Source organism: Ruegeria sp. BHSA162 (assembly GCF_059613385.1).
Map to the genome: position 1 here is coordinate 1 of NZ_JBXWSK010000028.1, position 25,184 is coordinate 25,184.

The 25,184-nt window shown below is 63.7% G+C and carries 29 protein-coding genes; 12 read left to right on the plus strand and 17 right to left on the minus strand.

Features of this window, described 5'->3' with window-relative positions; translation table 11 throughout:
- Window positions 1–19: 19 nt before the first annotated feature.
- The 3 genes from AC2FM5_RS10075 to folK all read right to left on the minus strand — a co-directional run bounded on the left by AC2FM5_RS10075 (window position 20) and on the right by folK (window position 3,196).
- Window positions 20–2,152: a RelA/SpoT family protein gene (locus AC2FM5_RS10075; protein WP_496735358.1), complete on the minus strand. Its 2,133-nt coding sequence runs from the start codon at window positions 2,150–2,152 to the stop codon at window positions 20–22.
- A gap of 26 nt (window positions 2,153–2,178) precedes the next feature.
- The gene (gene rpoZ, locus AC2FM5_RS10080) at window positions 2,179–2,532 is read right to left on the minus strand and encodes a DNA-directed RNA polymerase subunit omega (protein ID WP_170343419.1); all 354 of its coding nucleotides are present in this window, start codon (window positions 2,530–2,532) and stop codon (window positions 2,179–2,181) included.
- A 94-nt stretch (window positions 2,533–2,626) separates the two neighbouring features.
- The gene (folK, locus tag AC2FM5_RS10085) at window positions 2,627–3,196 is read right to left on the minus strand and encodes a 2-amino-4-hydroxy-6-hydroxymethyldihydropteridine diphosphokinase (RefSeq protein ID WP_496735360.1); all 570 of its coding nucleotides are present in this window, start codon (window positions 3,194–3,196) and stop codon (window positions 2,627–2,629) included.
- A gap of 136 nt (window positions 3,197–3,332) precedes the next feature.
- Here folK and AC2FM5_RS10090 point away from each other — a divergent pair, with 136 nt between their 5' ends.
- The 6 genes from AC2FM5_RS10090 (at window position 3,333) to AC2FM5_RS10115 (ending at window position 7,169) form a co-directional block, all read left to right on the plus strand.
- A complete protein-coding gene (locus AC2FM5_RS10090; protein ID WP_093965260.1) occupies window positions 3,333–3,905 on the plus strand; it encodes a LabA-like NYN domain-containing protein in 573 nt (190 codons plus the stop codon).
- A gap of 200 nt (window positions 3,906–4,105) precedes the next feature.
- Window positions 4,106–5,056, plus strand: a complete 951-nt coding sequence (gene ispH, locus AC2FM5_RS10095; RefSeq protein WP_170439872.1) for a 4-hydroxy-3-methylbut-2-enyl diphosphate reductase — start codon at window positions 4,106–4,108, stop codon at window positions 5,054–5,056.
- Window positions 5,053–5,505 (plus strand): DUF3429 domain-containing protein, encoded by a 453-nt coding sequence (locus AC2FM5_RS10100; RefSeq protein ID WP_496735363.1) that lies wholly within the window; start codon window positions 5,053–5,055, stop codon window positions 5,503–5,505. The genes ispH and AC2FM5_RS10100 overlap by 4 nt, the downstream gene beginning before the upstream one ends.
- Window positions 5,502–6,086 carry a class I SAM-dependent methyltransferase gene (locus AC2FM5_RS10105; RefSeq protein ID WP_496735365.1) on the plus strand — a complete coding sequence of 195 codons (585 nt, stop codon included), beginning with the start codon at window positions 5,502–5,504 and terminating at the stop codon, window positions 6,084–6,086. The genes AC2FM5_RS10100 and AC2FM5_RS10105 overlap by 4 nt, the downstream gene beginning before the upstream one ends.
- Window positions 6,079–6,549, plus strand: coding sequence for a ribonuclease HI (gene rnhA, locus AC2FM5_RS10110; protein WP_496735367.1), 471 nt, complete (start codon window positions 6,079–6,081; stop codon window positions 6,547–6,549). Before AC2FM5_RS10105 ends, rnhA begins: the two co-directional genes overlap by 8 nt.
- Window positions 6,546–7,169, plus strand: coding sequence for a trimeric intracellular cation channel family protein (locus AC2FM5_RS10115; protein ID WP_170343413.1), 624 nt, complete (start codon window positions 6,546–6,548; stop codon window positions 7,167–7,169). Before rnhA ends, AC2FM5_RS10115 begins: the two co-directional genes overlap by 4 nt.
- Here AC2FM5_RS10115 and AC2FM5_RS10120 read toward each other — a convergent pair.
- From AC2FM5_RS10120 to def (AC2FM5_RS10145), 6 genes are read right to left on the minus strand one after another with little or no spacing between them, the layout of a single operon-like run.
- Window positions 7,166–7,726 carry a DinB family protein gene (locus AC2FM5_RS10120; protein ID WP_496735369.1) on the minus strand — a complete coding sequence of 187 codons (561 nt, stop codon included), beginning with the start codon at window positions 7,724–7,726 and terminating at the stop codon, window positions 7,166–7,168. The genes AC2FM5_RS10115 and AC2FM5_RS10120 overlap by 4 nt on opposite strands.
- Window positions 7,727–7,783: 57 nt before the next feature.
- Window positions 7,784–8,020 (minus strand): GlsB/YeaQ/YmgE family stress response membrane protein, encoded by a 237-nt coding sequence (locus AC2FM5_RS10125; RefSeq protein WP_149776373.1) that lies wholly within the window; start codon window positions 8,018–8,020, stop codon window positions 7,784–7,786.
- Between the two features lies 1 nt (window position 8,021).
- Window positions 8,022–8,258: a hypothetical protein gene (locus AC2FM5_RS10130; protein ID WP_005981317.1), complete on the minus strand. Its 237-nt coding sequence runs from the start codon at window positions 8,256–8,258 to the stop codon at window positions 8,022–8,024.
- Window positions 8,258–9,178 (minus strand): methionyl-tRNA formyltransferase, encoded by a 921-nt coding sequence (gene fmt / locus AC2FM5_RS10135; RefSeq protein WP_170361518.1) that lies wholly within the window; start codon window positions 9,176–9,178, stop codon window positions 8,258–8,260. The genes AC2FM5_RS10130 and fmt overlap by 1 nt, the downstream gene beginning before the upstream one ends.
- A 6-nt stretch (window positions 9,179–9,184) precedes the next feature.
- Entirely contained in the window at window positions 9,185–9,679 is a 495-nt protein-coding gene (def, locus tag AC2FM5_RS10140; protein WP_496735372.1) for a peptide deformylase, read from the minus strand.
- Window positions 9,676–10,194, minus strand: coding sequence for a peptide deformylase (gene def / locus AC2FM5_RS10145; protein WP_170361514.1), 519 nt, complete (start codon window positions 10,192–10,194; stop codon window positions 9,676–9,678). The genes def (AC2FM5_RS10140) and def (AC2FM5_RS10145) overlap by 4 nt, the downstream gene beginning before the upstream one ends.
- Window positions 10,195–10,288: 94 nt before the next feature.
- Between def (AC2FM5_RS10145) and AC2FM5_RS10150 the strand changes: the two genes are divergently transcribed.
- A complete protein-coding gene (locus tag AC2FM5_RS10150; protein WP_496735374.1) occupies window positions 10,289–11,461 on the plus strand; it encodes a MalY/PatB family protein in 1,173 nt (390 codons plus the stop codon).
- 20 nt (window positions 11,462–11,481) lie between these two features.
- Here the strand turns inward: AC2FM5_RS10150 and AC2FM5_RS10155 are convergent, their stop codons facing one another.
- Window positions 11,482–11,835: a hypothetical protein gene (locus AC2FM5_RS10155; protein WP_093965240.1), complete on the minus strand. Its 354-nt coding sequence runs from the start codon at window positions 11,833–11,835 to the stop codon at window positions 11,482–11,484.
- Between the two features lie 214 nt (window positions 11,836–12,049).
- On the opposite strand from AC2FM5_RS10155, the gene AC2FM5_RS10160 reads away from it, so the two are divergent.
- On the plus strand, window positions 12,050–13,039 hold the full coding sequence (locus AC2FM5_RS10160; protein ID WP_170342691.1) for a glutathione S-transferase family protein: 990 nt from the start codon (window positions 12,050–12,052) through the stop codon (window positions 13,037–13,039).
- Here AC2FM5_RS10160 and AC2FM5_RS10165 read toward each other — a convergent pair.
- Window positions 13,021–13,383 carry a response regulator transcription factor gene (locus AC2FM5_RS10165; protein ID WP_170342693.1) on the minus strand — a complete coding sequence of 121 codons (363 nt, stop codon included), beginning with the start codon at window positions 13,381–13,383 and terminating at the stop codon, window positions 13,021–13,023. The two genes, AC2FM5_RS10160 and AC2FM5_RS10165, sit on opposite strands and share 19 nt — an antisense overlap.
- Before the next feature lie 182 nt (window positions 13,384–13,565).
- On the opposite strand from AC2FM5_RS10165, the gene cobD reads away from it, so the two are divergent.
- From cobD to AC2FM5_RS10180, 3 genes are read left to right on the plus strand one after another with little or no spacing between them, the layout of a single operon-like run.
- Window positions 13,566–14,531 (plus strand): threonine-phosphate decarboxylase CobD, encoded by a 966-nt coding sequence (cobD, locus tag AC2FM5_RS10170; RefSeq protein WP_496735377.1) that lies wholly within the window; start codon window positions 13,566–13,568, stop codon window positions 14,529–14,531.
- A complete protein-coding gene (gene cbiB / locus AC2FM5_RS10175; protein WP_496735379.1) occupies window positions 14,528–15,448 on the plus strand; it encodes an adenosylcobinamide-phosphate synthase CbiB in 921 nt (306 codons plus the stop codon). Before cobD ends, cbiB begins: the two co-directional genes overlap by 4 nt.
- 14 nt (window positions 15,449–15,462) lie before the next feature.
- Window positions 15,463–16,626 (plus strand): lytic murein transglycosylase, encoded by a 1,164-nt coding sequence (locus tag AC2FM5_RS10180; protein ID WP_170372704.1) that lies wholly within the window; start codon window positions 15,463–15,465, stop codon window positions 16,624–16,626.
- 4 nt (window positions 16,627–16,630) lie between these two features.
- Here AC2FM5_RS10180 and AC2FM5_RS10185 read toward each other — a convergent pair whose 3' ends face one another.
- The 5 genes from AC2FM5_RS10185 to AC2FM5_RS10205 all read right to left on the minus strand — a co-directional run bounded on the left by AC2FM5_RS10185 (window position 16,631) and on the right by AC2FM5_RS10205 (window position 22,826).
- Window positions 16,631–17,128: a P-loop nucleotide/nucleoside kinase family protein gene (locus tag AC2FM5_RS10185; RefSeq protein ID WP_496735381.1), complete on the minus strand. Its 498-nt coding sequence runs from the start codon at window positions 17,126–17,128 to the stop codon at window positions 16,631–16,633.
- A 45-nt stretch (window positions 17,129–17,173) separates the two neighbouring features.
- The gene (locus tag AC2FM5_RS10190; protein WP_170445888.1) at window positions 17,174–17,536 is read right to left on the minus strand and encodes a hypothetical protein; all 363 of its coding nucleotides are present in this window, start codon (window positions 17,534–17,536) and stop codon (window positions 17,174–17,176) included.
- Window positions 17,537–17,590: 54 nt separating this feature from the next.
- Window positions 17,591–21,046, minus strand: a complete 3,456-nt coding sequence (locus tag AC2FM5_RS10195) for a chromosome segregation SMC family protein (protein ID WP_480638281.1) — start codon at window positions 21,044–21,046, stop codon at window positions 17,591–17,593.
- Between the two features lie 137 nt (window positions 21,047–21,183).
- Window positions 21,184–21,588 carry a hypothetical protein gene (locus tag AC2FM5_RS10200; protein WP_170434859.1) on the minus strand — a complete coding sequence of 135 codons (405 nt, stop codon included), beginning with the start codon at window positions 21,586–21,588 and terminating at the stop codon, window positions 21,184–21,186.
- Between the two features lie 44 nt (window positions 21,589–21,632).
- On the minus strand, window positions 21,633–22,826 hold the full coding sequence (locus AC2FM5_RS10205) for an aminotransferase-like domain-containing protein (protein ID WP_496735384.1): 1,194 nt from the start codon (window positions 22,824–22,826) through the stop codon (window positions 21,633–21,635).
- Window positions 22,827–22,985: 159 nt separating this feature from the next.
- On the opposite strand from AC2FM5_RS10205, the gene AC2FM5_RS10210 reads away from it, so the two are divergent.
- Window positions 22,986–23,762 carry an FCD domain-containing protein gene (locus AC2FM5_RS10210; protein ID WP_496735386.1) on the plus strand — a complete coding sequence of 259 codons (777 nt, stop codon included), beginning with the start codon at window positions 22,986–22,988 and terminating at the stop codon, window positions 23,760–23,762.
- Window positions 23,763–23,775: 13 nt separating this feature from the next.
- On the opposite strand, the gene AC2FM5_RS10215 is transcribed toward AC2FM5_RS10210, so the two are convergent.
- Entirely contained in the window at window positions 23,776–25,131 is a 1,356-nt protein-coding gene (locus AC2FM5_RS10215) for a glycosyltransferase (RefSeq protein WP_496735388.1), read from the minus strand.
- Between the last annotated feature and the right edge of the window lie 53 nt (window positions 25,132–25,184).

The following is a 25,184-nucleotide window of genomic DNA, read 5'->3' on the forward strand; positions in this document are numbered from 1 at the left end:
CACTCCTGATCACCCCTTCTCAGCTAGCTGCGACCGCAGCGCTTGTCATGTCCCGATACCGTTCGACCGCAGCCACGTCACTTTCCGCCTCGAGCATCAGCATCAGCGAATGCAGCTGTTCAAGATCCCGCACCTCGATACTGATAAGCAGACGATAGAAATCTGGCTTCCGGTCCACGAATTCCAGGTTCGAGATATTGGCCTTTTTCTCGCCGATCAATGTGCAAATACGTCCCAGCACGCCGGCGTCGTTGCCGATGGTCAGCTCCAACGTGGCGCCATAAGCGGCCGGGTGCGTGCCGGTATGCCAGTGAAGGTTCACCCACCGTTGCGGCTGATCCTCGAATTCGGCAAGGCGATCGCAATCGATGGAATGCACCACCACGCCCTTGCCCCGAGACGTGATGCCCACGATGCGTTCGCCGGGCAAAGGCTGGCAACACGGCGCGCGTTCAAACCCCTGCCCCGGCTCAAGCCCGATCACGGCGCGACGCAAGGGGATTGCTTCGCCCTCGTCGCGGGTCAGGTCGGGATAGACCGCGGCCACTACATCATGGGCGGTCAGTTCGGCACTGCCGACGCGGGCCAGCAACTCATCGCTGTTCTTGATGCGCAGGTGTTTGGCGGCGGTTTCCAATGCCTTGTCGGTCGCCTTGCGGCCAACATGTTCGAACCCCGCGCGGACCAGTTCGCGTCCCAGTTTGATGAACCGTTCACGGTCAACCTCGCGCAGGGCGCGGCGGATGGCGGTGCGGGCCTTGCCGGTCACGGCAATCTCAAGCCAGGTCACCTGCGGGGTCTGGCCGTCGGCGGTGATGATGTCGACCGATTGGCCATTCTTGAGCCGCGTCCACAGCGGCACACGGATACCGTCCACCTTGGCTCCGACACAGGCATGGCCGATGCGCGTATGAATGGCGTAGGCGAAATCGATCGGGGTCGCCCCGCGCGGCAGTTTCACCACGTCGCCCTTGGGGGTGAAGCAGAAGACCTGGTCCGAATACATCTCGAGCTTCACCGCCTCGAGGAAATCTTCGTGGTCTTCCTCGGTATCGAACTGCTCGGTCAGGTTGGCGATCCACTTGGCCGGATCGACCGCAAAGGGGTTTTCCGTCCGCACACCGTCACGATAGGACCAGTGCGCGGCCACACCTGTCTCGGCGACGTCATGCATCTGACGGGTACGGATCTGCACCTCGACCCGCTTGCCGTCACGGCCCGATACCGTCGTATGGATCGAGCGGTAACCGTTCGATTTCGGCTGGCTGATATAGTCCTTGAACCGCCCCGGCACCGCGCGCCAGCGCTGGTGTATGGCCCCAAGGGTGCGATAGCAGTCTTCTTCGGTCTGGGTAATGATGCGGAAGCCATAGATGTCGGACAGGCGCGAAAAGCCCTGATCCTTTTCCTGCATCTTGCGCCAGATCGAGTAGGGTTTCTTGGCGCGACCAAAGACTTCGGCCTCGATCCCCGCTTTCTCAAGCTCGTGCCGCATGTCGCCGGTGATCCGGTGAATCACGTCGCCGGTTTCGCGCTGCAGTGTGATGAAGCGGCGGATGATCGACTGGCGACCTTCGGGATTGAGGACGCGGAACGCGAGGTCCTCAAGCTCTTCGCGCATCCACTGCATGCCCATCCGGCCGGCCAGCGGCGCGTAGATGTCCATCGTTTCGCGCGCTTTCTGCACCTGCTTTTCAGGGCGCATTGCCTTGATCGTGCGCATATTGTGCAGGCGGTCGGCCAGCTTGACCAGGATCACCCGCAGGTCCTTGGACATGGCCATGAACAGTTTGCGGAAGTTCTCGGCCTGCTTGGTTTCGCGACTGGAAAGCTGCAGGTTGGTCAGCTTGGTGACGCCGTCGACCAGCATCGCCACCTCGTCACCGAACAGTTCGGCGATCTTGGAATAGCTTGCCTTGGTGTCCTCGATCGTGTCGTGCAGCAGCGCGGTGATGATCGTGGCATCGTCCAGGCGCTGCTCGGTCAGAATGGCGGCAACTGCGACGGGATGCGAAAAATAGGGCTCGCCCGAGTGCCGGAACTGCCCTTCATGCATCTGCATTCCGAACTCATAGGCCCGGGCGATGCGATCGGCATTTGTCTTGGGGTTGTAGTTGCGGACCAGCGCAATCAGGTCTTCAACAGAAATCATCCGGTCCGCACCTTCGCTTGCAGGGCTTACCCCTGCCCCTGGGCCTCCATCAGGGCACGCAGGAGTTTCTCTTCGGACATGTCGTCATCTGCCGGCTTGTCCGACTCTGCACCCATCAACAGCGCCATCTGATCTTCTTCGGGCTCGTCGACCTCGATCTGTGTCTGGTTGGCCTCGATCAGACGTTCACGCAGCTCGTCCGCCGTCTGGGTTTCTTCGGCAATCTCGCGCAGAGCCACTACGGGGTTCTTGTCGTTGTCGCGGTCAACGGTGATCGATCCGCCAGTGGAAATCTCGCGCGCACGATGGGCGGCAAGCATCACCAGTTCGAACCGGTTCGGTACCTTGTCTACGCAGTCTTCGACCGTCACGCGGGCCATGAGGCGCTCTCCACAAATGAATCCGTGTCAGGAAGGGGTTTATCTAAGCGCGATTCTCTGCCTTGACAAGCGGGAAATGCCCAGCATTGGCGGCTCAGAGGGGGGTTACGGCGGCAACCTCGTCCGCAGGCAGCTGTCCGATCATTTCCCGGACGGTCAAATCCAGCACCGGATGGCGCCAATCGGGCGCGACGTCAGCCATTGGAACCAGCACGAATGCCCGATCCTGCAGGCGCGGGTGCGGCACTATCAGTTGTTCGGGCGCGGATCGCACCTGCTGCTCCATTGGCAAATCCAACCAGCGGCGGTATCCGTCCAGGTCCGGCAGAACGCGGTCGTCCCAGCAGACAAGATCAAGATCAAGTGTGCGCATACCCCAACGCTGAACCCTGGCGCGGCCGAACTCGGCCTCGACCTCGTGCAGCAGGTCCAGAACACCGCGCGGATCCAGTTCCGTCTCGATCACAGCGGCTGCGTTCACGTAGTCCGGGCCGGCGCCCGCAGGGAAGCAGGGGGTCGAAAACAGCCGGCTTTTGGCCCGAATCACCAGCCCCTTGGCCTCCATGACCTCGAGAGCCTGCGCGAGTGTCACCTTGGGCCCGTTTCCTCTCAAGGTGAGATTTGCCCCCAACGCCACGACCACTTTTGACATGGATTTGACCACTTTTATCCCCGTATTCCGTTCAGAGAATACTTGCGATACAGGTCAAATAGCCTATTTTAAAGGCATCAATGCGCGAATTTATTTTTTTCACTCACAGACACCTCCGCGCGTTGAGCGATACCGGAAGGACAAATTAATGTTTTACAAGGACGAACGGCTTGCGCTGTTCATCGACGGCTCGAATCTGTACGCCGCCGCAAAAGCACTGGGGTTTGACATCGATTACAAGTTGCTTCGCCAGGAATTCATGCGTCGAGGCAAGCTTCTCAGAGCCTTCTACTACACAGCGCTGCTAGAAAACGACGAATACTCACCGATCCGTCCGCTTGTCGATTGGCTGCATTACAATGGCTTCACCATGGTGACCAAGCCGGCCAAGGAATACACCGACAGCATGGGGCGCCGTAAGGTCAAGGGGAACATGGACATCGAACTGACCGTCGATGCCATGGAGCTTGCGCCGCGCGTGGATCATATCGTGCTGTTTTCGGGTGATGGGGATTTCCGCCCGCTGATTGCCAGCCTGCAACGTCAGGGCGTGCGCGTGTCGGTCGTCTCGACCATCCGCAGCCAGCCGCCGATGATTTCGGACGAGCTGCGTCGTCAGGCCGACAATTTCATCGAGCTTGACGACCTGCGCGACGTGATCGGACGCCCTCCGCGGGACGTGTCCGATGAACCGCGTACGGTAGCCGTCGCAGGAAAATAAGAACTCCGCCATCCACCACTCACACATGTGGAGCAATCGCGCGGTCAGGACTTCGTGTCCTGGCCGCGCTTCTTTAATCAAGAACCCGTGCTCAAACGGGTATTGGCTAACAGGACTTCATGTCAGCATGGTGACAAGGCTGTCCTGACTGGACCAACAGGTGGAAAAGCCTTACCTGTCCCTTTCAAGGAGACAGACGCATGACCAAGCCCCCCCTGACCCTGTATCTGGCCGCCCCGCGCGGTTTCTGCGCCGGCGTGGACCGCGCGATCAAGATCGTGGAAATGGCCCTGCAGAAATGGGGTGCCCCGGTCTATGTGCGGCACGAGATCGTGCACAACAAGTTCGTCGTGGACGGGCTGCGCGCCAAGGGTGCCGTCTTTGTCGAAGAACTGGACGAATGCCCCGATGACCGGCCGGTGATCTTTTCCGCCCACGGCGTACCCAAATCGGTGCCCGCCGCCGCAGCCGCGCGCGAGATGATCTATGTCGACGCCACCTGCCCGCTGGTGTCCAAGGTCCATATCGAGGCCCAGCGCCACGCCGAAGCCGGGTTGCAGATGATCATGATCGGCCACAAGGGCCACCCCGAAACCGTCGGCACCATGGGCCAGTTGCCGGACGGCGAGGTCCTGCTGGTGGAAACGGTTGACGATGTGGCCGGGGTGCAGGTCCGTGACCCCGAAAAACTGGCCTTTGTCACCCAGACCACCCTGTCGGTGGACGACACGCGCGACATCGTGGCCGCGCTGCAGGACCGGTTCCCGGCCATCGTCGGCCCGCACAAGGAAGACATCTGCTATGCCACCACCAACCGCCAGGAAGCGGTGAAGACCGTCGCACCCAGGTCGGATGCGCTGCTGGTGGTGGGTGCGCCCAACTCCTCGAATTCGCGCCGCCTGGTCGAGGTGGCGTCCAAGGCGGGCTGCACCTATGCCCAGCTGGTGCAGCGCGCCACCGACATCGACTGGCGCGCGCTCGAAGGGATTTCCAGCATCGCCATCACCGCCGGTGCCTCGGCCCCCGAAGTTCTGGTAAACGAGGTGATCGACGCCTTCCGCGACCGCTATGACGTGACCGTCGAAACCGTCGAAACCGCCACCGAGAATGTCGAGTTCAAGGTGCCCCGCATTCTGCGCGTGCCCGCATGAGCGGCATCCCCCGCGCACCATTGGTTCTGGGCCTGGCCGGTCTGATCCCCTTCGTCTGGGGCGCGCTGACCTACCTGAGCGGAGACCTGAACGACTGGGGCAGCCGCGCGCTGGGTCCCCGGTTCGTGGGGCCCTATGTGCAGCTGTTTTATGGCGCTGTGATCCTCAGCTTCATGTCCGGCGTTCTTTGGGGTTTTGCCACCAAGACCTCGGGCAGCCGGGCGGCGCTGTGCTATGGGTTGTCGGTACTGCCGGCGCTGTGGGCGTTCTTCACCACCGGCGGCGGGCCGGTCGACGCGGGCACCAACCTGATGATCGGCTTTGCCGGGCTGCTGGTGCTGGACGCGCTGTTCTGGTCCTGGGGCCTGACCGCGCGCTGGTGGATGAAACTGCGGCTGCTGCTGAGCGCCGTCGTGCTGACTTGCCTGGCCGTCGGAGTAGTCCTGTGAGCGACAAACGAACCATCGACGCCTACACAACCCGTGTGGACGACTATCTGAAAGTGCCGCTGCCGCCCGAACAGATCGAGGCGCGCGCAGCATTTGCGCAGGCGGTCGGCGACGGGCTGGTGCTGGATCTGGGGTCGGGTCCGGGTTCGGACAGCGGTTTCTTTCTGCGCCAGGGGCTGCGGGTTCGGGCGCTGGACGCCACACCTGCCTTTGTCGAACACGCCCGCGCAAATGGCGTGGACGCGCATTTGGGCACGTACGACGACGTGACCGAAACGGCCGAATACGATGGGGTCTATGCCAGCTTTTCCCTGCTGCACGCCCCGCGCGCCGAATTCCCGCGACACCTGGCCGCCATCCACCGGGCCCTGAAGCCGGGCGGCGTGTTCTTTCTGGGCCTCAAACTGGGCACCGGAGAGCATCGCGACGAACTGGACCGCTACTACACCTATTTCACGCGCCCCGAGATCGAGACCGCGTTGGTCGAGGCCGGGTTCGTCATTCACCGTGTCACCACCGGTATGGGAAAGGGGCTGGCCGGTTCTTATGACGGTTTCATTCTGGTGCTGGCCCATGCCTGATCTGTTTGCCTATACCGATGGTGCCTGTTCCGGCAATCCCGGCCCGGGGGGCTGGGGCGTGCTGCTGCGGGCGATGGATGGAGAAACCGTCCTGAAAGAGCGCGAGTTGAATGGCGGCGAGGCCGAGACCACCAACAACCGGATGGAGCTTCTGGCCGCGATCAGCGCGCTCGAGACGTTGGAGCGGCCCTCGAAAATCACCATCGTGACCGACAGCGCCTATGTGAAAAACGGGGTGACGGGCTGGATCCACGGGTGGAAGCGCAACGGCTGGAAGACCGCAAGCAAGAAGCCCGTCAAGAACGTGGACCTGTGGCAGCGGTTGGACCAAGCCCAACAGCGCCATGACGTGACCTGGGAATGGGTCAAGGGCCATGCCGGCCACCCCGAAAACGAACGCGCAGATGAGCTGGCCCGCGCAGGCATGGCCCCGTTCAAGCCGAAAAAAAAGGCCCGCACATGAGCGGTCTGGCCCTGCTGGACTATGCCTCGGTTCTGGTCTTTGCGCTGACCGGGGCGCTGGTGGCCAGCCGGGCGCAGCTGGACCTTGTGGGATTTGCCTTCATCGCCTGTCTGACGGCGGTGGGCGGTGGTACGGTGCGTGATCTGCTGCTGGATCGGCACCCCGTATTCTGGGTGGGCCAACCTGACTATATCCTGATCGCGGTGGCGGCGGCGGTGGTCGTGTTTTTCACCGCGCATCTGGTCGAAAGCCGCTACAACTGGTTGGTCTGGCTGGACAGTTTCGCGCTGTCGATCGCCGCGGCCGCGGGAACTGGCGCGGCGCTGGCGCTGGGTCAGTCGGGCGTGATCGTGGTGTTGATGGGTGTGACCACCGGTTGCCTGGGCGGGCTGATGCGCGACGTGGTCTGCAACGAGGTGCCGCTGGTGCTGAAACAGGGCGAGCTCTATGTCTCATGCGCCTTCACCGGGGCGCTTGTGGCCGTGTTGGCCACCCGTCTGGGGCTGGAGACGCTGCTGGCGCTGGGCCTGTGCGCACTCTCCTGCTGGGCATTGCGGGCCGGATCGCTGCTGTTCGGCTGGCAGTTGCCGGTCTACAAGGCACGCCCGCCGCGGAGCTAGAGGCCGCGCCAGACCTCTTCCTCGGTCAGGTTCAGAGATGTGAAATCTTCGGCCCGCAACGATCTGTCAGCCTCCCACTCCATGAAGAACTCATCCAATTGGGGCGGAGCGATCATCGTGTCCGAAAGCATCGAATGCACTTGTCCCCGATGGTGAATCTGGTGCTGCAGCAAGTGCAGGATCGTGCGGTCGTACCGCTCGACTTGCACTACGTCCCCACGTGGAATCCTGACGCGCGCAGTTTCATCCAAAACCTTCTCATCGCGGCAAACATCCACGAAACGTTGGTCGATGGCGCGTTGGTGCGCCGAAAGCTCGGGCAAGTCGGGATAGGGAGTTTCCGGGTCGAAGGCGTCCAATCCCATTGGCCGGCCTTCCAGAGCGGTGACGTAGAAAAGATCAACCGTATAAATGTGATTGAGAGTCTCGATGATGGACGGGAAGAAACCAGTACGGTGCTTCGCCAGTTCTTCGGGGGGCAATTGCGCGCAAGCCTCCAGAATTCGGTGGTTGGCCCATGCGTTGTTATAAGCTTGTGGGAAAAAATAGTTTTTCATTGCCGATGCCTAGTTGATTGCCAAAGCACTGTCTAGCGTGGCCTGCGGCCTGCCGCATCAACGCCGGAAATAGGTCTTCCAGATCCAGATCAGCAGCAGCGCGCCCAGCACCGCGCCGACGAATCCGGGCATCCAGCCCATGACCGTCAGCAAGGCGCGCATGATCAGCCCGCCCACCACGGCCCCGGCGATACCGATCAGCAGGGTGGTGGGGATGTCCGCCTCGATCCGCATCAGGCGGGTGGCCAGAAATCCGGCCGCGGCGCCGATGACGATCAAGGCAAGGACGGGCATCTCATTTCCTCCAGTGCGTGGGCACGATGATCAAGGCCCCCACCGACGAGATCACCGCATCCAGCCCAGGCGGTCCAAAGCTGATGCCGAACATGATGCGGATGAAATAGAACAGGAACGCCCCGCCCACGCAGATGATGATGGATTGCAGATAACCGTTGTGGGTAAAGCCCGTCACCTCGGACAGATAGCCGACGATGCCGGCAATCACGACGGTACCCATCATCACCATGAACATCAGGACGTCTCCGAGCCGAGGCGGGTTCCGGCCGGGATCGGCCAGCCCCGCAGGAAGGTTTCCCTATCCTGCGCCGCCTTGCCCGCCCGTTGCAAGCGCAGCAGTTCGACTGCGCCGGTGCCGCAGGCCACGCGCAGCGCGTCGTCCAGCACCTCGCCCGGCATGCCCTGCCCGTCCGACAGGCGCGAGGCGAGCAGCTTGACGCGCTCGCCCTCAATCTGAGTCCAGGCGCCGGGAAAGGGCGACAGGCCGCGGATCTGGCGATCGACTTCGACAGCTGGGCGCGACCAGTCCACGCGGGCCTCGGCCTTGTCGATTTTTGCGGCATAGGTCACGCCGACCTCGGGCTGCGGTTCGGGAGTCAGCTCGGGCAGGCGGTCCAGAGCCTGCACGATCAGATCGGCGCCCATCGCCGACAGGCGGTCATGCAGCTGGGCGGTGGTTTCCTCGGGTCCGATCGGGGTGGCCTGACGCAGCAGGACGGGGCCGGTGTCCAGGCCGGCCTCCATCTGCATGATACAGACGCCGGTCTCGGCATCGCCCGCCATGATCGCCCGGTGGATCGGCGCGGCCCCGCGCCAGCGCGGTAGCAGGCTGGCGTGGATGTTCAGGCAGCCATGCCGGGGTGCGTCCAGAATCGGCTGCGGCAGGATCAGCCCATAGGCCACGACCACGGCCACATCGGCCTTCAGCGCAGCAAAGGCGGCCTGTTCCTCGGGCGATTTCAGCGAGGTGGGATGGCGCACCGGCAGGCCCAGCGCCTCGGCGCGGGCATGCACCGGCGTGGGCCGGTCCTTCTTGCCGCGACCGGCCGGGCGCGGGGGCTGGCAATAGACGGCGGCGATCTCGTGCCCGGCCTGCACCAGCGCATCCAGCACCGGCACCGAAAACTCGGGCGTTCCCATGAAGATGACGCGCATGCCGCCCTACCCCGCCTTTTTCGCCTTGCGCAGCAGCATGTCGCGTTTGACCTTGCTGAGACGGTCAAAATACATCCGGCCGTTCAGATGGTCGATCTGGTGCTGTACGCTGGTGGCTTCGATGCCGACGAAATCGCGTCTGTCGATCTCGCCTTTTTCATTGAGGAACCGGACCGTCACCGCACGCGGACGTTTGATCTTGGCCGACACGCCCGGCAAGTTCGGGCTGGCCTCGTCATGCTCGCGCAGCTCGATCGAGCTGTGCAGAATTTCGGGGTTGGCCAGGCGCACCGCGCGGCCACGCTCGGTCGAGCCATCCACGACCGCCAGCCGCAGCATCACGCCGATCTGGGGCGCCGCCAGGCCGACGCCGGGCATTGCCTCCATCGTGTCGATCATGTCATCCCAGATGGCGCGGATCTCATCGGTGATCTCGGTTACCGGCTCGGCCTTGGTGCGCAGGCGCTTGTCGGGCCACAGCAGGCAGGGACGGACGGTCATGCGCGGGCCAGCTCACGCTTGAGCTTGACCATCTTGCGCGTGATCATCTGCCGTTTCAGCGGCTTGAGATAGTCGATGAACAGCTTGCCGTTCAGGTGGTCGATCTCGTGCTGCACGCAGGTGGCCCAGAGCCCGTCGAAGGTTTCGCGCTGCGCCTTGCCGTTCTTGTCCATCCAGGCAACCTCGACCTCGGCCGGGCGGGTGACCTCGGCGAACTGATCGGGGATCGACAGGCAGCCTTCCTCGTAGACGCTGGTTTCGTCCGAGGCCGAGATGATCTCGGGGTTGAACATCACCAGCGGGCGGGGGGTGGCGCCTTCCTCTTTGACGCAATCCAGAACGATCAGCCGTTCCAGCACGCCGATCTGGGGCGCGGCCAGCCCGATGCCCGGCGCATCATACATGGTTTCCAGCATGTCGTCGGCCAGCGCGCGCAGCTCGTCCGACAGGTCGTCCACGGGCGCACAGACCTTTTTCAGGCGGGGATCGGGATGGATCAGGATGTTGCGTTTCATGGGGCTGATTTAGGTCATCGCGCGCGTGGCCGCAACGCCCCCCTTGCGCCGGGCGAATTTCCCGATAGCTTTCAGGCCAACGAATGGAGCAGACATGACTTTCAACGACCTCATCGACCGCCGGGGCACCTTCAGCTCGAAATGGGACAAGATGGAGCAGCTGTTCGGCGTCTCGCCCGAGGACGGGCTGGCCATGTGGACCGCCGACTCCGACTATGCCACCGCGCCCTGCGTGATTGAGGCGGTGCGCCGTGCGGCCGATCACGGGGTGTTCGGCTATTCCTGGCAGCACCCGGCCTATCTGCAGGCGGTGCAGTGGTGGATGCAGAACCGCCACGACTGGACGATCGATACCGATTGGGTTCTGACAACACAGGGGCTGGGCAACGCCATCGCGCTGAGCCTCGACGTCTGGACCGAGCCGGGAGACGGGGTGGTGATCTTCACGCCTGTCTATCACGAGTTTGCGCACAAGGTGAACAAGACCGGCCGCCGGGTGGTGGAATGCCCCCTGGTGCGAGCCGGCGATACCTACGAGATCGACCTGGACGACGCGCAGTCGCGGCTGGACGGGTCGGAAAAGCTGTTGCTGTGGTGCTCGCCACAGAACCCGTCGGGGCGGGTCTGGGCATCGGACGAGTTGCGTGCGGTGGCGGCCTTTGCCGAACGCAACGGGCTGATCCTGATCTCGGACGAGATCCATCACGATCTGGTCTATCCGGGGCACAAATTCGTGCCAATGGACGTGGCCGCGCCGGGTGCACGGCCCTGGACGGTGACGCTGACTGCAGCATCCAAAACCTTCAACATCGCAGGCCAGCGCACCGGCAATATGATCATTCCCGACGACACGCTGCGGGCGCAGATGCGTCACCGGCTGAACACGTTGGACTATGACCCCAGCGCACTTGGCGTGGCGATGATCACCGCGGCCTACACGCCCGAAGGTGCGCAATGGGTGGATGCCCAGATCGACCACCTGAGGGGCAACCGCGCGATATTCGATGCAGCGATCTCCGAAATCCCCGGTCTGTGGTCGATGCCCTTGCAGGCAACCTACCTGGCCTGGGTCGATTTCTCGGGCACCGGAATGGATCACGCCGAATTCGTGCGCCGTCTGCGCGATGATGCGCGGATCGCAACGTCATCCGGCCCGGGTTTTGGAACGGGAGGCGAGACCTTCGAACGGTTCAATCTCGCTACTCAGCGGGCGCGGGTCGAGGACGCGTGCGCCCGTTTGAAACTAGCTTTCTCTGACCTTCAATAAGGCCGCGCGAACGGTCTGCACTAGTCGTCTTTGCCGAGAAGGGCGATTGGGGCATCCGGCGCGCGATAGAAATCCAGTGGCGCCTTGTCCGCCGCGACGGTGCTGCGCTTGAACTCATATCGCATCTGGCCGCCGTCTTCCTCGTCAGCGACGATCAGGCATTGATACAGGTGGTTGGCACCATCAAAAATATCGACCAGTCCACGCAGACGCGGTGTTGTCTCGGCCTCGACGGCGAAACCATCCTTCCACAATTTGAGGATTCTGTAGGTATTGTCGCCCATTTCCACCCGCAGGCGGCTGGACTTCTTGAGCGATGCGATTCGGGCCGCATCCAATTCGGCGCTAATTTCCTTGGAAACATAAGTACTCATCAAAATTCCCCCCAAGCTATGCTATCTATTGTGGGGGTATCTTCGTAAAAATCCAGTGAAGCCCGACCGTTGACGCGGACCTGTGGGCGATTTGTTGCACAGACATCCCGGGCGGCACTGTGCGACTGCGCAGAGATGCTGCGCGCCGTCGGCGATGTGAACTGCGGCGCTGTCGCACTAAGCTTTGTCCGGACTCGGAAACGGAGGATCCAAGATGGGCCTGTTGGTCGACGGCACCTGGCACGACACCTGGTACGACACGAAATCCACCGGCGGAGCGTTCAAACGTTCGGCGGCCCAGTTTCGAAACTGGATAACGACCGATGGCAGTGCGGGTCCCTCGGGCAAGGATGGTTTCAAGGCTGAAGCCGGGCGATATCACCTGTATGTCAGCCTGGCCTGTCCATGGGCGCACCGGACGTTGATCTTCCGCCAACTCAAGGAACTTCAGGACCTGATCACCGTATCGGTGGTTCATCCGGACATGCTGGACCGCGGATGGACTTTCCAGACCGACGATCACGGCGCCACCGGCGATGCTTTGTATGGGCTGGACTATGCCTATCAGGTCTACACACGCGCCGACCCGAACTACTCGGGCCGGGTGACGGTGCCGATCTTGTGGGACAAGGTGCAAGAGACCATCGTGTCGAATGAAAGCTCGGAAATCATCCGCATGTTCAATTCGGCCTTCGACCAAATCACCGGCAACACCGACGACTACTGGCCCGCCGAGATGCGCGACGCGATCGAAGAGGTCAATGCGAGGGTCTACTCAAACGTGAACAACGGCGTCTACAAATCCGGCTTTGCCACCTCGCAGGAGGCCTATGACGCGGCCGTGCACCCCCTGTTCGACACGCTGGATTGGCTGGAAGATCGGCTGTCCACGCACCGATACCTGATGGGGGATCGCCTGACCGAGGCCGACTGGCGCCTATTCACGACCCTGATCCGGTTCGACCCGGTCTATCACCTGCATTTCAAGTGCAACCGCAGGCGGCTGATCGACTATCCCAACCTGTGGGCCTACACGCGCGAACTGTATCAATGGCCGGGCGTGGCGGGCACGGTAAACATGCACCATATCGTGCGGCACTATCACTACAGTCACGACAGCATCAATCCGCACCGGATCATCCCGATCAACCCCACCCTGGACTATTGGGAGCCGCACGGACGCGATCAGCGCCCCGCGGCGTAGTGCTCGACCATCGCCGCCAGATCCTCGGGTGGCGTTCCGCTCTGGACATAGGCGCAGGCGTTGGGGCTGTGCGCAAAGATCGACCCGTCGGAAAAGAACGTGGTGTTGGTGACAAAGATCACTCGGGCATCCGGGCGGCGATAGCTGGCGAAATCGGCGACCGCCAACGCACTGCCTGAATCCAGAACCAGGTCCAAGATTATGATGTCGAAGGGCGTGCCGTAAAGTGCAAGGATCGCTGCTTCCTGGCTTTCGACCAGAGAAACCTCAGCCCCCTGCCGTTCCAGGTGCCGCTGCCAGACCCGACCCAGGTCGGGGTTACTCTCAACAATCAGAACTTTCATTTGCAACAACCTCGGCACTTGATAAGGTGAGTGGTGCCGACCCCCATAAGCTGTGATCACGTTATTTCGTTAACAAAGGGTTAACGGTCGCTTCAGCGTTCCTCTATGAACCGGATTTGCTTGTAAAAACGGCGTAAATCCGCTTGAAGCGGGGTAAATTCGGCGTTTTGGACGATTCCGGCATGACTGACCGCACTGACGACTTGAACCCACGCGGCAAGCGTGACCACGGCGGTGGGCTGGACGCCGCCATTGCCCGTCATGGCGGCGCGCGAACGGAATGGATCGACCTGTCGACCGGTATCAACCCACACCCCTATCCTGTGGCGGACCTTACGTCTGAGGACTGGACCGCCCTGCCCGACCACGGGGCCTTTGCCCGGCTCAGTAATGCGGCCCGTCGCTTCTGGGGGGTGCCGGAGAGCGCGGCAATCCTGCCCGCACCGGGGGCCTCGGCCCTGATCGCGCGGATCCCGGCGCTGGCCCCCGTCGGTGCGGTCCAGATCACCATGCCCACCTACAACGAACACGCCGCCGCCTTTGCCGCGCAGGGCTGGACGGTGCAGCCCGACGGCCCGGCGCAAGCGCGGGTGATCGTGCATCCCAACAATCCCGACGGCCGGATCTGGCAGGCCGAGGACGCCCATGCGCCGCTGACCGTGATCGACGAAAGCTTTTGCGACGTGACGCCCGATGCCTCGCTGATCAGCCTGTCCCAGCGCCCCGGCGTGATCGTCCTGAAAAGCTTTGGCAAGTTCTGGGGCCTTGCGGGCCTGCGGCTGGGCTTTGCCATCGGGCATCCCGACCTGATCGCGCGACTGAACGATCTGACCGGCCCCTGGGCGGTGTCCGGCCCGGCCCTGCGCATCGGCGCGCAGGCCTTGAATGACACGTCCTGGGCCGAAGCCACGCGCACCCGACTGGCCCGTGATACGGAACGGCTGGATACGCTGATGACCGGCAAGGGCGCGCATTTGGTCGGCGGAACGACCCTGTTCCGCCTGTATGACGTGGACGATGCCGCCGCCTGGCGGGACCGGCTGGCTCAAGCCCATATCTGGAGCCGCACCTTCCCCTATTCCGATCGGTTCCTGCGGCTGGGCCTGCCGCCCGAGCATGGCTGGTCGCGGCTCGAGGCGGCGCTGTGAGCACCGCCCTGACGCTGGCCTTGGCGATGCTGCTGGACGCCGCATTGGGCGAGCCCGACTGGCTGTGGTCGCGCCTGCGGCACCCGGCGGTTTTGATGGGCAACGCCATCGCCTGGCTGGACCGCCGCCTGAATCACGGCAAGCATCGGCGGGCCAAGGGCGTGCTCGTCGCCCTTCTACTGGTCTTGGGCGGCTGGGTGGTCGGTGCGGCGCTGGCGTGGCTTGGCTGGGTGGTCGAGGTCGTGGTCTGCGCGATCCTGTTGGCACAGAATTCTCTGGTGGCGCATGTCCGCGCCGTGGGCGTCGCGCTGCGGCAATCCTTGCCCGAGGGCCGCGCGGCGGTGGCGATGATCGTGTCACGCGACACCTCGCAGATGGCCGAGGCACAGGTGGCGCGCTCGGCCATCGAGAGCGCCGCCGAGAACCTCAGCGACGGGGTGATCGCCCCGGCCTTCTGGTTCCTGCTGGGTGGCTTGCCGGGGCTGCTGGTCTACAAGGCGGTGAACACCGCCGACAGCATGATCGGGTATCGCAACGAAACGTACCGAGACTTCGGCTGGGCCGCCGCCCGGCTGGACGATCTGCTGAACTTGATCCCGGCGCGGCTGACTGGACTGATGATCCTGGCCCTGTCGGGGCAGTGGCGCCAATGGCGGGCCATCGTCGCAGACGCGCAGCGCCACATCTCGCCCAATGCCGGCTGGCCCGAGGCCGCCATGGCCCGCGCGCTGGACGTGGCACTGGCCGGGCCCCGCAGCTATGACGGGCAGTTGCGCGATCTGGCCTGGGTCAATGGTGAAGCCCGGCGCACGATCGGCGCAACGGAGGTTTTCCGCGCATGCGGAATGCTTTGGCAGGTTTGGGGGCTTGCGTTGGCGGGGCTGACGGTGTGGGTTGGTCTGAACACGGTTTTCTGAGGATGGTTTTCGTCATGCGCTTTGTCTCGGGCCTTGTGGCCGCTTGCCTGTTCGCTGCCCCGGCCCTTGCCCAATGCGGCGGCGGCTTCAACGCCTTCGTTCGCGGACTGAAGGCCGAAGCGGCACAGCAGGGGTTCGATACGGCCACGGTCGATGCGTTCTTCAACGGTGCGCAACAGGACCCCAAGGTGCTGAAGGCCGACCGCGCGCAGGGCGTATTCCAGAAACCGTTCATCGAATTCTCGCGCCGCCTGATCTCGCAGGATCGGATCAGGCGCGGCCAGGCGATGGCACAGAAATACGATGCCGTGTTCGACCGGATCGAGGCCGAATACGGCGTGTCGCGCGGGGTCCTGTTGGCCTTCTGGGCGTTCGAGACAGATTACGGCGCGTTCCAAGGCGATTTCAACACCCGCAATGCGTTGGTGACGTTGGCCCATGATTGCCGCCGCCCCGAGCTGTTCCGGCCGCAGATCTTCGCCGCGATCGAGCTGTTCCGGAACGGCGATTTCGACCCGAACCGCACCACGGGCGCATGGGCGGGCGAGATCGGCATGGTGCAGATGCTGCCCCGCGACATTCTGGAAAACGGCGTGGACGGTGATGGCGACGGGCATGTGCGGCTGAAAACCTCGGCCCCCGATGCGCTGATGTCGGGTGGCAAGATGCTGTCTCATCTGGGCTGGCAGCCCGGTCAGCCCTGGCTGCAGGAGGTCACCGTACCCGCACAGATGGACTGGTCGCTGAGCGGGCCGGGCAAACCGCGCCCGGTGTCAGACTGGCAGGCGATGGGCGTGCAGGCGCGCAGCGGGACATTGGCCAACCTGCCGGCTTCGCTGATCCTGCCGCAGGGGCGCAAGGGGCCAGCCTTTCTGGCCTATCCGAATTTCGATGTCTATTTCGAGTGGAACCAAAGCTTTGTCTATGTCCTGACCGCTGCCTATTTCGGAACGCGTCTCGAAGGCGCACAAGTCTATTCTGCGGGCAACCCCGATCCGGGCCTGACCGGTGCCCAGATGAAACAGCTGCAGGCGAAACTGCAGGCGCGCGGCCACGACGTGGGCAAGATCGACGGCATCTTGGGGGCCGGAACGCGCGCTGCAGTACAGGCTGAACAGGCCCGGCTGGGACTGCCTGCGGACGCATGGCCGACGGTTGACTTGCTGAACCGGCTCTAGCCGCTCAATCCGTTGGGTCGTGGAACACCAGCGTGAATCCCTCCTCAGGCGTCGGTTCGGCGTAATGCCTGGAAAACCGGCGGAACTGTTCTTCAGTCGCGGCAAAGGCGTGGTCGCCCGCTGCGTTTCGTGCTTGCAGTCGGGCCAGACAGACGGCGTCGGGCGTGGTCAGCACATGCATCTGATGCGCGGCATCGGGCTGATCCAGAATTTCGCGCATCCACGCGCGGGTTTCGACCGTGTTGGCAGGGAAATCCAGAACAACCGACATGCCCGCCTCAAGCAGAGTCGTGACATGCGGACCCATCGCCGCGCGCAGACGCGTGGAACAGCGCAGATAATCGGCACCTGTCACCATCTGATCGGCAAAAAGCGGCTTCAGCCAGGCGTCCTCGGAAATCAGAACCGTGCCGGGCTGCCTCACGAGCTGGGCGGCAAGCGTCGATTTTCCCGCGGCGATCTTGCCGCAAAGCATGTGCAGGGTCGGAGCGGGTCGGGTCATCGGTCGGTTCCTGGTTGGACAGGGCGGGTGAAGGGCAGACCCCGATCACTCGGGTCGCACCGGGTAACGTTCACCTTTTTCGGTGATCAGGATCAACCGGCCATTGTTGCGCACGTACAGATCGCAGCGGTCGAACCCGTTGCGGTACTGCACACAGATGCTGCCATCAGCGGCGATTCTGTAGGTTCCGAAGGCCGTTCCGCCGCCATTGACCGCCGAATAGGTATAGGAATAGGCCCCACCGGCCGAGTATTTCGACTGCCCGTCGTCATAGAAAGTCAGCGTTCGCCCGGCCAGCGCGTTCAGTTCAGCGGGGCTCAGGGGGATATCACCGGGGCGTACAGCCCATTCGGCAGCCCAGAGCGGCGAGGCGGCGCAGGCCGCGGCGATCAGCAACACGTGTTTCATGCAGCCAGCCTAGCCCGGCCCGGCCCGATCGCGGAATAACGTTGCAGTGAGCGGTCAGGCGACCATCTGCTCGGCCTTCTTCAGATCGACCGAGACCAGTTGGCTGACGCCCTGTTCCTGCATGGTCACGCCGAACAGACGGTCCATCCGCGCCATGGTCACCGCGTGGTGGGTGATGATCAGGAACCGCGTGTCGGTCTGGCGGCACATCTCGTCCAGCAGATCGCAGAACCGGGTCACGTTGGCATCGTCCAGCGGCGCATCAACCTCGTCCAGCACGCAGATCGGCGCGGGGTTGGCCAGGAACACGCCGAAGATCAGCGCGGTGGCAGTCAGGGTTTGTTCCCCGCCCGACAACAGGCTGAGGGTCGACAGCTTCTTGCCCGGCGGCTGGCACATGATCTCGAGCCCCGCATCCAGCGGGTCGTCGCTCTCGACCATCACCAGGTTGGCCTCGCCGCCACCGAACAGATGCTTGAACAGCATGGCGAAGTTCGCGTTGACCTGTTCGAATGCAGTCAGCAGGCGCTCGCGGCCCTCACGGTTGAGGCTGGCGATGCCGCTGCGCAGCGCCTTGATCGCCTCTTCCAGATCTGATTTCTCGCTGTTGAGCGTGTCGAACTCCTCCTGAACCTCCTTGGCGTCTTCCTCGGCCCGCAGGTTCACCGCACCCATCGCGTCGCGCTGGCGCTTGTGGCGGTTCACCTCAGCTTCCAGGGCATCGGCGGCGGGCATGTCGTCAGGGTTCACGTCCAATTGGTTCAACAACTGGTTCGGGGTCAGTTGCTGATCCTCGGCGATGCGCTCGGCAGCGGCGGCGACACTTTCCTTGGCCGCCTCGAACCGCGCCTCAGCCGCGGCGCGGGCTTCGCGCGCCTCCGAGGCCTTGCGCTCGGCCTCGCGCTCGGCAAGCACGGCCTCGCGTTGCAGCGCTTCGGCCTGGGCCAGCTTGTCGGCGGCTTCGGCGCGGCGGGCCTCGGCGGCCTCGATCATCTCGTTCAGCTCTTCGCGTGCCTCGGCGATCTCGGCGGGCGCGGCCATCGCTTCGGTCAGCTCTTCCTCGGAACTGGCTTTGCGCTCGGCCAATTCGGCGATGCGCTTCTCGGCTGTTTCCAGACGGTGTTTCCAGCCGCTCAGGTCCTTGGCCACCTCCTGTGCGCGGCGGGTGCGGGCCTCGCCCTCGCGGCGCAGCTCGTCATGGGTCGAACGGTGCGTCAGCATGGTGATCCGCGCGGCCTCGACCGTCTGCTTGATGTCCTCGACCCGGGCACGGGCGGTGTCCAGATCGCCCAGCTCGGCCAGCGCGGCCTCGGCCTCGCGCAGCTGGGCGCGGGCCGCCATCGCATCCTGCTTGTGGCGGTCGACCGCAAGCGTCAGGTTCTCCAGCTTGCCCTGCGCCAGGTTGCGGTCGGCCTCGGCCCGGCTGAGCGCGCGGGCCGCTTCGGCCATGCGCTGATCGGCGGCGCGGCGGGCCTCGCGGGCGCGACGGTCGGCCTCTGTCACCTCGGCCAGTTGCCGCGACAGGGCCTCGTGCGCGGCGCGGGCGCCGTCGGCCTGTGCTTCGACCAGCGCCAGTTGCTGTTTCAGCGCCTCAAGCTTGTTGAGCTGCTCGAGCCGCAGCGCCGCGGCGCTGGGGGCATCCTCGGCCCAGGCGCGGAACCCGTCCCAGCGCCACAGATCGCCCGAGCGCGACACCAACCGTTGGCCGGGTTTCAGCAAGGGTTGCAGCCGCGCGCCCTGATCGGCGTCAATCAGGCCGATCTGCGCGATACGGCGGCTGAGACGGTCCGGACCCGAGACGTGTAGCGCAAGCGGCTCGGCCCCGTCCGGCAAAGGCTGATCGGCGTCATAGCCCGGCACCTGCACCCAACCCGACGGCCCATCGCCTTCGACAAGCGGGGCGCGGAGATCATCCGCCAGCGCGGCCCCCAGCGCCTTTTCAAAGCCTGGCTCGACCCGCAGCAGGTCCAGCACCTGCCCGCCCTCGGCGGTGTCGCGCTCGACCAGCTTGGCCAGCGCGGTGGTCTCGGCCCGAATCGCGCCCAACTCGCCCTCGGCCTCGGAGCGTTGGGCGCGGGCCTCGGCCTCGCGCGCCTGCGTTTCACCGCGCAGCTCGTCGGCGGCGGCCAGCGCTTCTTCGGCGGCTTCGGCGGCCTCGCGCGCCTCTTCCTCGGCGGCTTGCGCGGCCTCGAACGCTTCGTCGGCGCGGGTCAGCGCGGCGCGGGCCTCGGCAACGGCCGCGCGTGCTTTTTCCTCTTCGGCCTCGGAGCGTGCCAGCGTCTTGCGGCTGTCCTCGACCAGACGCTGCGCCGATTGGTGACGCGCGACCAGACGAGCGGTGTCCTCGGTCTCCTGCGCCAGCAGATCCTCACGCTCCTGCAGAACCGCGGCGGCCTCTCGGGCAATTTCGGCGGCTTCGGCCAGCTTGTCGTCATGGCCCCCGGCGGCCTTGGCCAGTTCGCGGGCCTCCCATTCCAGCCGTTCGATCATCTCGCCGGCGTCGCGGTTCAAACCGGTCTCACGCTCGATGTCGCGGCCCAGCTGCTGGATGCGGGCGGTCAGGGTTTCGATGGTCTGGCGCGCGCGGGTTTCCTGATCGGACAGCTGATCGCGCTGCACCTGCTGGCGCTGCAGGACGGCGGCGGCGATGGCCTCCTCCTCGCGCAGCGGCGGCAGGGTTTCTTCGATCTCGGCGCGTTTCGCACTGGCGGCGCGTGCCTCGGCCTCGGCGCGGGCGGCTTCGGTGGTGCGGTCGCGCAGACGCTCTTCGGCCTGCTGGCGGGCCATGTCGGCCTCTTTCCAGCGGCGATACAGCAACATACCCTCGGCCTGGCGCAATTGCTCGCCGATTTCGCGATACCGCGCGGCCTGACGGGCCTGCCGCGCCAGCTGCGCCAACTGGGTGCCCAACTGTTCCAGCACGTCATCCACGCGGGTCAGGTTGGCCTCGGTGCCCTTGAGCTTCAGTTCGGCCTCATGCCGCCGCTGGTACAGACCCGAAATGCCGGCGGCCTCTTCCAGAATGCGGCGGCGGGCGCGCGGTTTGGCGTTGATCAGCTCGGCGATCCGGTTCTGCCCCACCAGCGCGGGTGAATGCGCGCCGGTCGAGGCATCGGCGAACAGCATCTGCACGTCGCGGGCGCGCACGTCCTTGCCGTTGGCCTTGTAGGCGCTGCCCACGTCGCGGGTGATGCGGCGCACGATCTCGATCTGATCGCTGTCATTGAACCCGGCCGGGGCCAGACGTTCCGAGTTGTCCATGGTCAGGACGACCTCGGCGAAGTTGCGCGCCGGACGGGTGGCGGCACCGGCAAAGATCACGTCCTCCATCGCACCGCCGCGCATCGATTTGGGGCGGTTTTCACCCATCACCCAGCGCAGCGCCTCGAGCAGGTTGGACTTGCCGCAGCCGTTGGGCCCCACCACACCGGTCAACCCGTCCGCGATGATCAGATCGGTCGGATCGACGAAGCTTTTGAAGCCGGTGAGTTTGAGTTTGGTGAAGCGCAAAGGCCGATTTCCATGATTCCCGTTCCTTGAAAGTCTGGACAAGGGAAGGCCCGCGAGTCAACGCAGTTGCGCAGGATATGGGATATTGAGCCGAGTTATCCACAATATCTTGCTGATTTGGGCGGAATTGCGCGGAGTCAATAAGGCGAACACTCGAACACCTGATACCCGGTGTCCGACCCGCTGTCATAGGTTCCGAAGTCAATGCATTCATAGTTGGTCGGCGTGACCGCAGCCAGCAACAGCCGGTCCGACGCCCTGCGGTCGCAGGCGAGGATGCCCACGGTCACCGCCGCATCGCCCAACACGTCGGCGACCGGACAGCCCGAGACCTGCGCCATGGCCAATGCGGCCCGATCCCGGATCGGCCCCAGCCGCGGGGCATATTGGCTGTTGACGCGGACCGCCTCGGCCAGGTCACCGCGCAGGCGCACGTCGAAGACGCTGCCATTCACGGCCACGCGGGTTGCGGGCAGGTCGCGGAAATGGGGCGTGCCGGCCGAGCAGCCGGCCAGCACCAGCAAGGCGAAGAACCGGATCATGCCGCAGCTTTGCGGCAAAATGGTTAACGAAAGCTTTCCCGCGCTCAGACGCGCAGGACCGTGCCCAACCGGGCAATGCCCTCGGCAATCGTGGCCTCGTCCGAGTTGGAGAAACTCAGCCGGATCGTGTTGGCACCGCTGCCGTCGGGATGAAAGGCCTGTCCGGGCACAAAGGCGACCTTGACCGTCTCAAGCGCGCGGGCCAGCAGTTGCGCGCCATCCGAGCCGGGCGGCAGGGTCAGCCAGATGAACATGCCCCCGTCGGGCCGGGTCCATTGCACGCCTTCGGGCATATGCCGATCCAGCGCCGCCAGCATCGCGTCGCGACGCGCGCGGTAGGTTGCGCGTACCTTCGGAATGTGGCTGTCGAAACAGGTTTGGGCCACCTGGTGAACAGCCATCTGGTTGATGGTGGCCGAATGCAGGTCGGCGGCTTGTTTCATCAGCACAAGCTGCGCGATGACGGGCCGCGCCGCCACGACCCACCCCACCCGCAACCCGGGCGACAGGGTCTTGGAAAAACTGCCGCAATAGATCGTCCGGCAGGCTTGCAGATCGCCCTTCCGCTCCAGTTCCAGCGCCAGAATCGGCGGTATCGCCTGCCCGTCATAGCGAAGGGCCTGATAGGCGCCGTCCTCGATCAGGGCGCAGTCCAACTCCTCGGCCAGATCCAGAAGGGCCTCGCGCCCTTGCAGATCGACGGTCTCGCCGGTCGGGTTGGCAAAGTCGGGGGACAGATAGGCGTATTTGACCGCCCCCGACCCCGCCGCGGCCCGGTATTGCGCCGCGCCTGCATTGCCGCCTGCGCGCAACCGGTCAAAGCGCGGCTCATAGGCGTTGAAGGCCGCCAAGGCGCCTAGGTAGGTCGGCCATCCGACCAGCGCCGTGTCGCCTGGAGACAGAAACAGCTTGCCTAGATAGTCCAGCGCCTGCTGCGAGCCCGAGGTGATCAGAACGTCATCGGGGCCGCAGTCGATGCCGATCCGGCGCATGTGGCCGGCGATCCATTCCCGCAGCGGCATATACCCTTCGGACACGGAATACTGCAGCGCCTGTGCGCCGCTGCCAGCCCCAAGCGCCTGTTGGAATGCCTGGGCAAAGGCCTCGGCCGGAAAAAGCGCCGGGTCGGGGATTCCGCCGGCAAAGGAAATGATGCCGGGTTGGTCCAGCAGTTTCAGCAGCTCTCGGATTTCGGATGCCTTCATGCGCGCGGCGCGCGTTGCAAATAACTGGTGCATGGGCCGAGCCTCCTCCGCTGGGTCGGACTGACGCTATGACCTCTGCGCTTAAAGTCAATAATACTGACCTAGTGTTTCAGCCAATGTGATCGCGGCCCGTTCTTGCGCGGGCCGGGCATGTGTGGTCATATGATTTGACCAATTTTCAGCGATGATCCGATGCCCTTTCAGAAAGTCCAGACCGAGAAACTGTCCTTGGCCGTCGTCAAACAGATCGAGTTGCTGATCCTGCGCGGGATCCTGCGCCCCGGCGAACGCCTGCCGTCCGAGCGCGAGCTGGCCGACCGGCTGGGCGTGTCGCGCCCGTCGCTGCGCGAGGCGATCTCGCAACTGCAGGATCAGGGCCTGCTGACCGCCAAGGCTGGGTCAGGCATCTATGTGGCCGAGGTTCTGGGCTCGGCCTTTTCTCCGGCGCTGATCCGTCTGTTCAGCAGCCATGACGAAGCCGTGTTCGATTACCTGTCGTTCCGGCGCGACATGGAAGGGCTGGCGGCCGAACGCGCCGCGCGTCTGGGCTCGGACAGCGACCTGAAGGTGATCCAGGCTATTTTCGACAAGATGGAGGCCGCCCATGCCCGCAACGCGGCCGATGACGAGGCCCATCTGGACGCGCAGTTCCACATGGCCATCATCGAAGCCAGCCACAACGTGGTGATGCTGCACATGATGCGGTCGATGTTCGATCTGCTGCGGCAGGGCGTGTTCTACAACCGCCAGATCATGTTCCACCAGCGCACTACGCGAGATGCAATCCTGAACCAGCACAGGGCGATCAACACAGCCCTTCAGGCCCGCGACCCCGAGGCCGCCCGGCAGGCGGTGGAACAGCACCTGAGCTTCGTCGAACGCTGCATGCAGGACCAGCAGAAATCCCGGCGCAACGAACTGATCGCGCGGCAGCGGCTGGAACATGAGGTTGGCAACACGGACGGTTGAGGTCCTCCGCCTCTCACTGCGCCTTCAACCCCAGTGTTTCATAAAGGCGCCTGTACTGCTCGGCCACGATTGGCATCGCGTAGCTCTGCAGGGCATGTTTGCGCGCGGCATTCCCGTCGCGCTTCTGCCCTTGAACCTGGCAGGAACGCTGATCATCGATCACCCCCTTTAGGCAATCCGCCAAGCCCCGCGCATCAAACGGCTCGGCCAGCCGCCCGCACCCGGGGTTCGGGACCAGATCGGGCAATCCGCCGATCTTGAACCCGACGATCGGAATACCGCAAGAAAGCGCCTCGACGCCGGTGTTGGGCAGGTTGTCTTGTCGGGACGGCAACGCAAAAACGTCCGCGCACGCGTAAACAGACCGCAGTTCCTCGGGCACTGAATGTTGTCCAGTGAAATGAGCCGGAAAGGGCAGATCTACCTCATGCGCATCCGCGCCGAATATCAGAACGCGGATATCAGATCTTTCCTGTTTCAGAATCGACAAAGCTTCCTTGAGGTGCCGAAATCCTTTGCGCGGATCGCTGTCGCCCCCCATGGCCCCAAAACCGATGACAGCAGAATCGCGTGGCAGACCCAATCGGTCTCTGGCCGCGTCTCGGTCGGTGGGGCGCCAGACGTCGGTGTCGATTGCGTTGGGAATGACAGAGACGGGCCAGTCCTGTGTCAAGGCGCTTTGCCGGGCGCAATCCGCCAGCCAGCGGCTGGGTGCAACAAGATGGAACGGCCGCGTCCAAAACCGCTGTTTTGTTTTCCAAACACGGCGGTTCAGCCTGCTCGCTCGGCTATCCTGCTGGGTCGCGTAACCGTTTTTCCAGGCATCGCCCTCAGAGTAATGCTCCACCCCACATAACGGCCACATGTCATGCATGGTCCATACAACCGGATGAGACAGGTTTCCGATCTCGCGGATCGACATCAGATCCGAATTGACCCAGTGCAGGTTCAGAATTTGCGAGGGCTGTTTGTTCAGGTACTGCGCCAAACCCGAACGGACCTGACCTAGCGAAATCAAACCCGAGAAATCCGCTTCATGCCGGCGCCGGATACTGCGCGCTATTTCCCGTTGGATCATTCGTCCCAGACCCTTGGCCGGCTTGAACGTCGTGATGCCCGGCCCTTCCTGACCTCGCGCAACGGTCATGATCGAATTCACGCCGCTGGCGTTTAGGGCCATATGCAGCCTGTGCGCCGCAATCGCCGCGCCCCCCTCAGAACTACTGAAACTGATGTGATTTACGCGTTCCAACTCTTGCGCCTGAATTGATGCCCCAAATCTGGATTGATCCAACCGACAACGCCGTATTTGTGCGAATTCAGCGGGAACACTTGCAACACTGTCTACTGTGCCGCATAGCAGACACAACCCTTAAGGCGCCAAAGTCACTGGATACATGCTCTCGTTTCTGAAACTCATCC

Coding starts and splice junctions, on each gene's coding strand:
- AC2FM5_RS10075 (WP_496735358.1), bottom strand. CDS start 2,152: ATGATTTCTGTTGAAGACCTGATTGCGCTGGTCCGCAACTACAACCCC.
- rpoZ (WP_170343419.1), bottom strand. CDS start 2,532: ATGGCCCGCGTGACGGTCGAAGACTGCGTAGACAAGGTACCGAACCGG.
- AC2FM5_RS10090 (WP_093965260.1), top strand. CDS start 3,333: ATGTTTTACAAGGACGAACGGCTTGCGCTGTTCATCGACGGCTCGAAT.
- ispH (WP_170439872.1), top strand. CDS start 4,106: ATGACCAAGCCCCCCCTGACCCTGTATCTGGCCGCCCCGCGCGGTTTC.
- AC2FM5_RS10100 (WP_496735363.1), top strand. CDS start 5,053: ATGAGCGGCATCCCCCGCGCACCATTGGTTCTGGGCCTGGCCGGTCTG.
- rnhA (WP_496735367.1), top strand. CDS start 6,079: ATGCCTGATCTGTTTGCCTATACCGATGGTGCCTGTTCCGGCAATCCC.
- AC2FM5_RS10115 (WP_170343413.1), top strand. CDS start 6,546: ATGAGCGGTCTGGCCCTGCTGGACTATGCCTCGGTTCTGGTCTTTGCG.
- AC2FM5_RS10120 (WP_496735369.1), bottom strand. CDS start 7,726: ATGAAAAACTATTTTTTCCCACAAGCTTATAACAACGCATGGGCCAAC.
- AC2FM5_RS10125 (WP_149776373.1), bottom strand. CDS start 8,020: ATGCCCGTCCTTGCCTTGATCGTCATCGGCGCCGCGGCCGGATTTCTG.
- AC2FM5_RS10130 (WP_005981317.1), bottom strand. CDS start 8,258: ATGTTCATGGTGATGATGGGTACCGTCGTGATTGCCGGCATCGTCGGC.
- fmt (WP_170361518.1), bottom strand. CDS start 9,178: ATGCGCGTCATCTTCATGGGAACGCCCGAGTTTTCGGTGCCGGTGCTG.
- def (WP_496735372.1), bottom strand. CDS start 9,679: ATGACCGTCCGTCCCTGCCTGCTGTGGCCCGACAAGCGCCTGCGCACC.
- def (WP_170361514.1), bottom strand. CDS start 10,194: ATGAAACGCAACATCCTGATCCATCCCGATCCCCGCCTGAAAAAGGTC.
- AC2FM5_RS10150 (WP_496735374.1), top strand. CDS start 10,289: ATGACTTTCAACGACCTCATCGACCGCCGGGGCACCTTCAGCTCGAAA.
- AC2FM5_RS10155 (WP_093965240.1), bottom strand. CDS start 11,835: ATGAGTACTTATGTTTCCAAGGAAATTAGCGCCGAATTGGATGCGGCC.
- AC2FM5_RS10160 (WP_170342691.1), top strand. CDS start 12,050: ATGGGCCTGTTGGTCGACGGCACCTGGCACGACACCTGGTACGACACG.
- AC2FM5_RS10165 (WP_170342693.1), bottom strand. CDS start 13,383: ATGAAAGTTCTGATTGTTGAGAGTAACCCCGACCTGGGTCGGGTCTGG.
- cobD (WP_496735377.1), top strand. CDS start 13,566: ATGACTGACCGCACTGACGACTTGAACCCACGCGGCAAGCGTGACCAC.
- AC2FM5_RS10180 (WP_170372704.1), top strand. CDS start 15,463: ATGCGCTTTGTCTCGGGCCTTGTGGCCGCTTGCCTGTTCGCTGCCCCG.
- AC2FM5_RS10185 (WP_496735381.1), bottom strand. CDS start 17,128: ATGACCCGACCCGCTCCGACCCTGCACATGCTTTGCGGCAAGATCGCC.
- AC2FM5_RS10190 (WP_170445888.1), bottom strand. CDS start 17,536: ATGAAACACGTGTTGCTGATCGCCGCGGCCTGCGCCGCCTCGCCGCTC.
- AC2FM5_RS10200 (WP_170434859.1), bottom strand. CDS start 21,588: ATGATCCGGTTCTTCGCCTTGCTGGTGCTGGCCGGCTGCTCGGCCGGC.
- AC2FM5_RS10205 (WP_496735384.1), bottom strand. CDS start 22,826: ATGCACCAGTTATTTGCAACGCGCGCCGCGCGCATGAAGGCATCCGAA.
- AC2FM5_RS10210 (WP_496735386.1), top strand. CDS start 22,986: ATGCCCTTTCAGAAAGTCCAGACCGAGAAACTGTCCTTGGCCGTCGTC.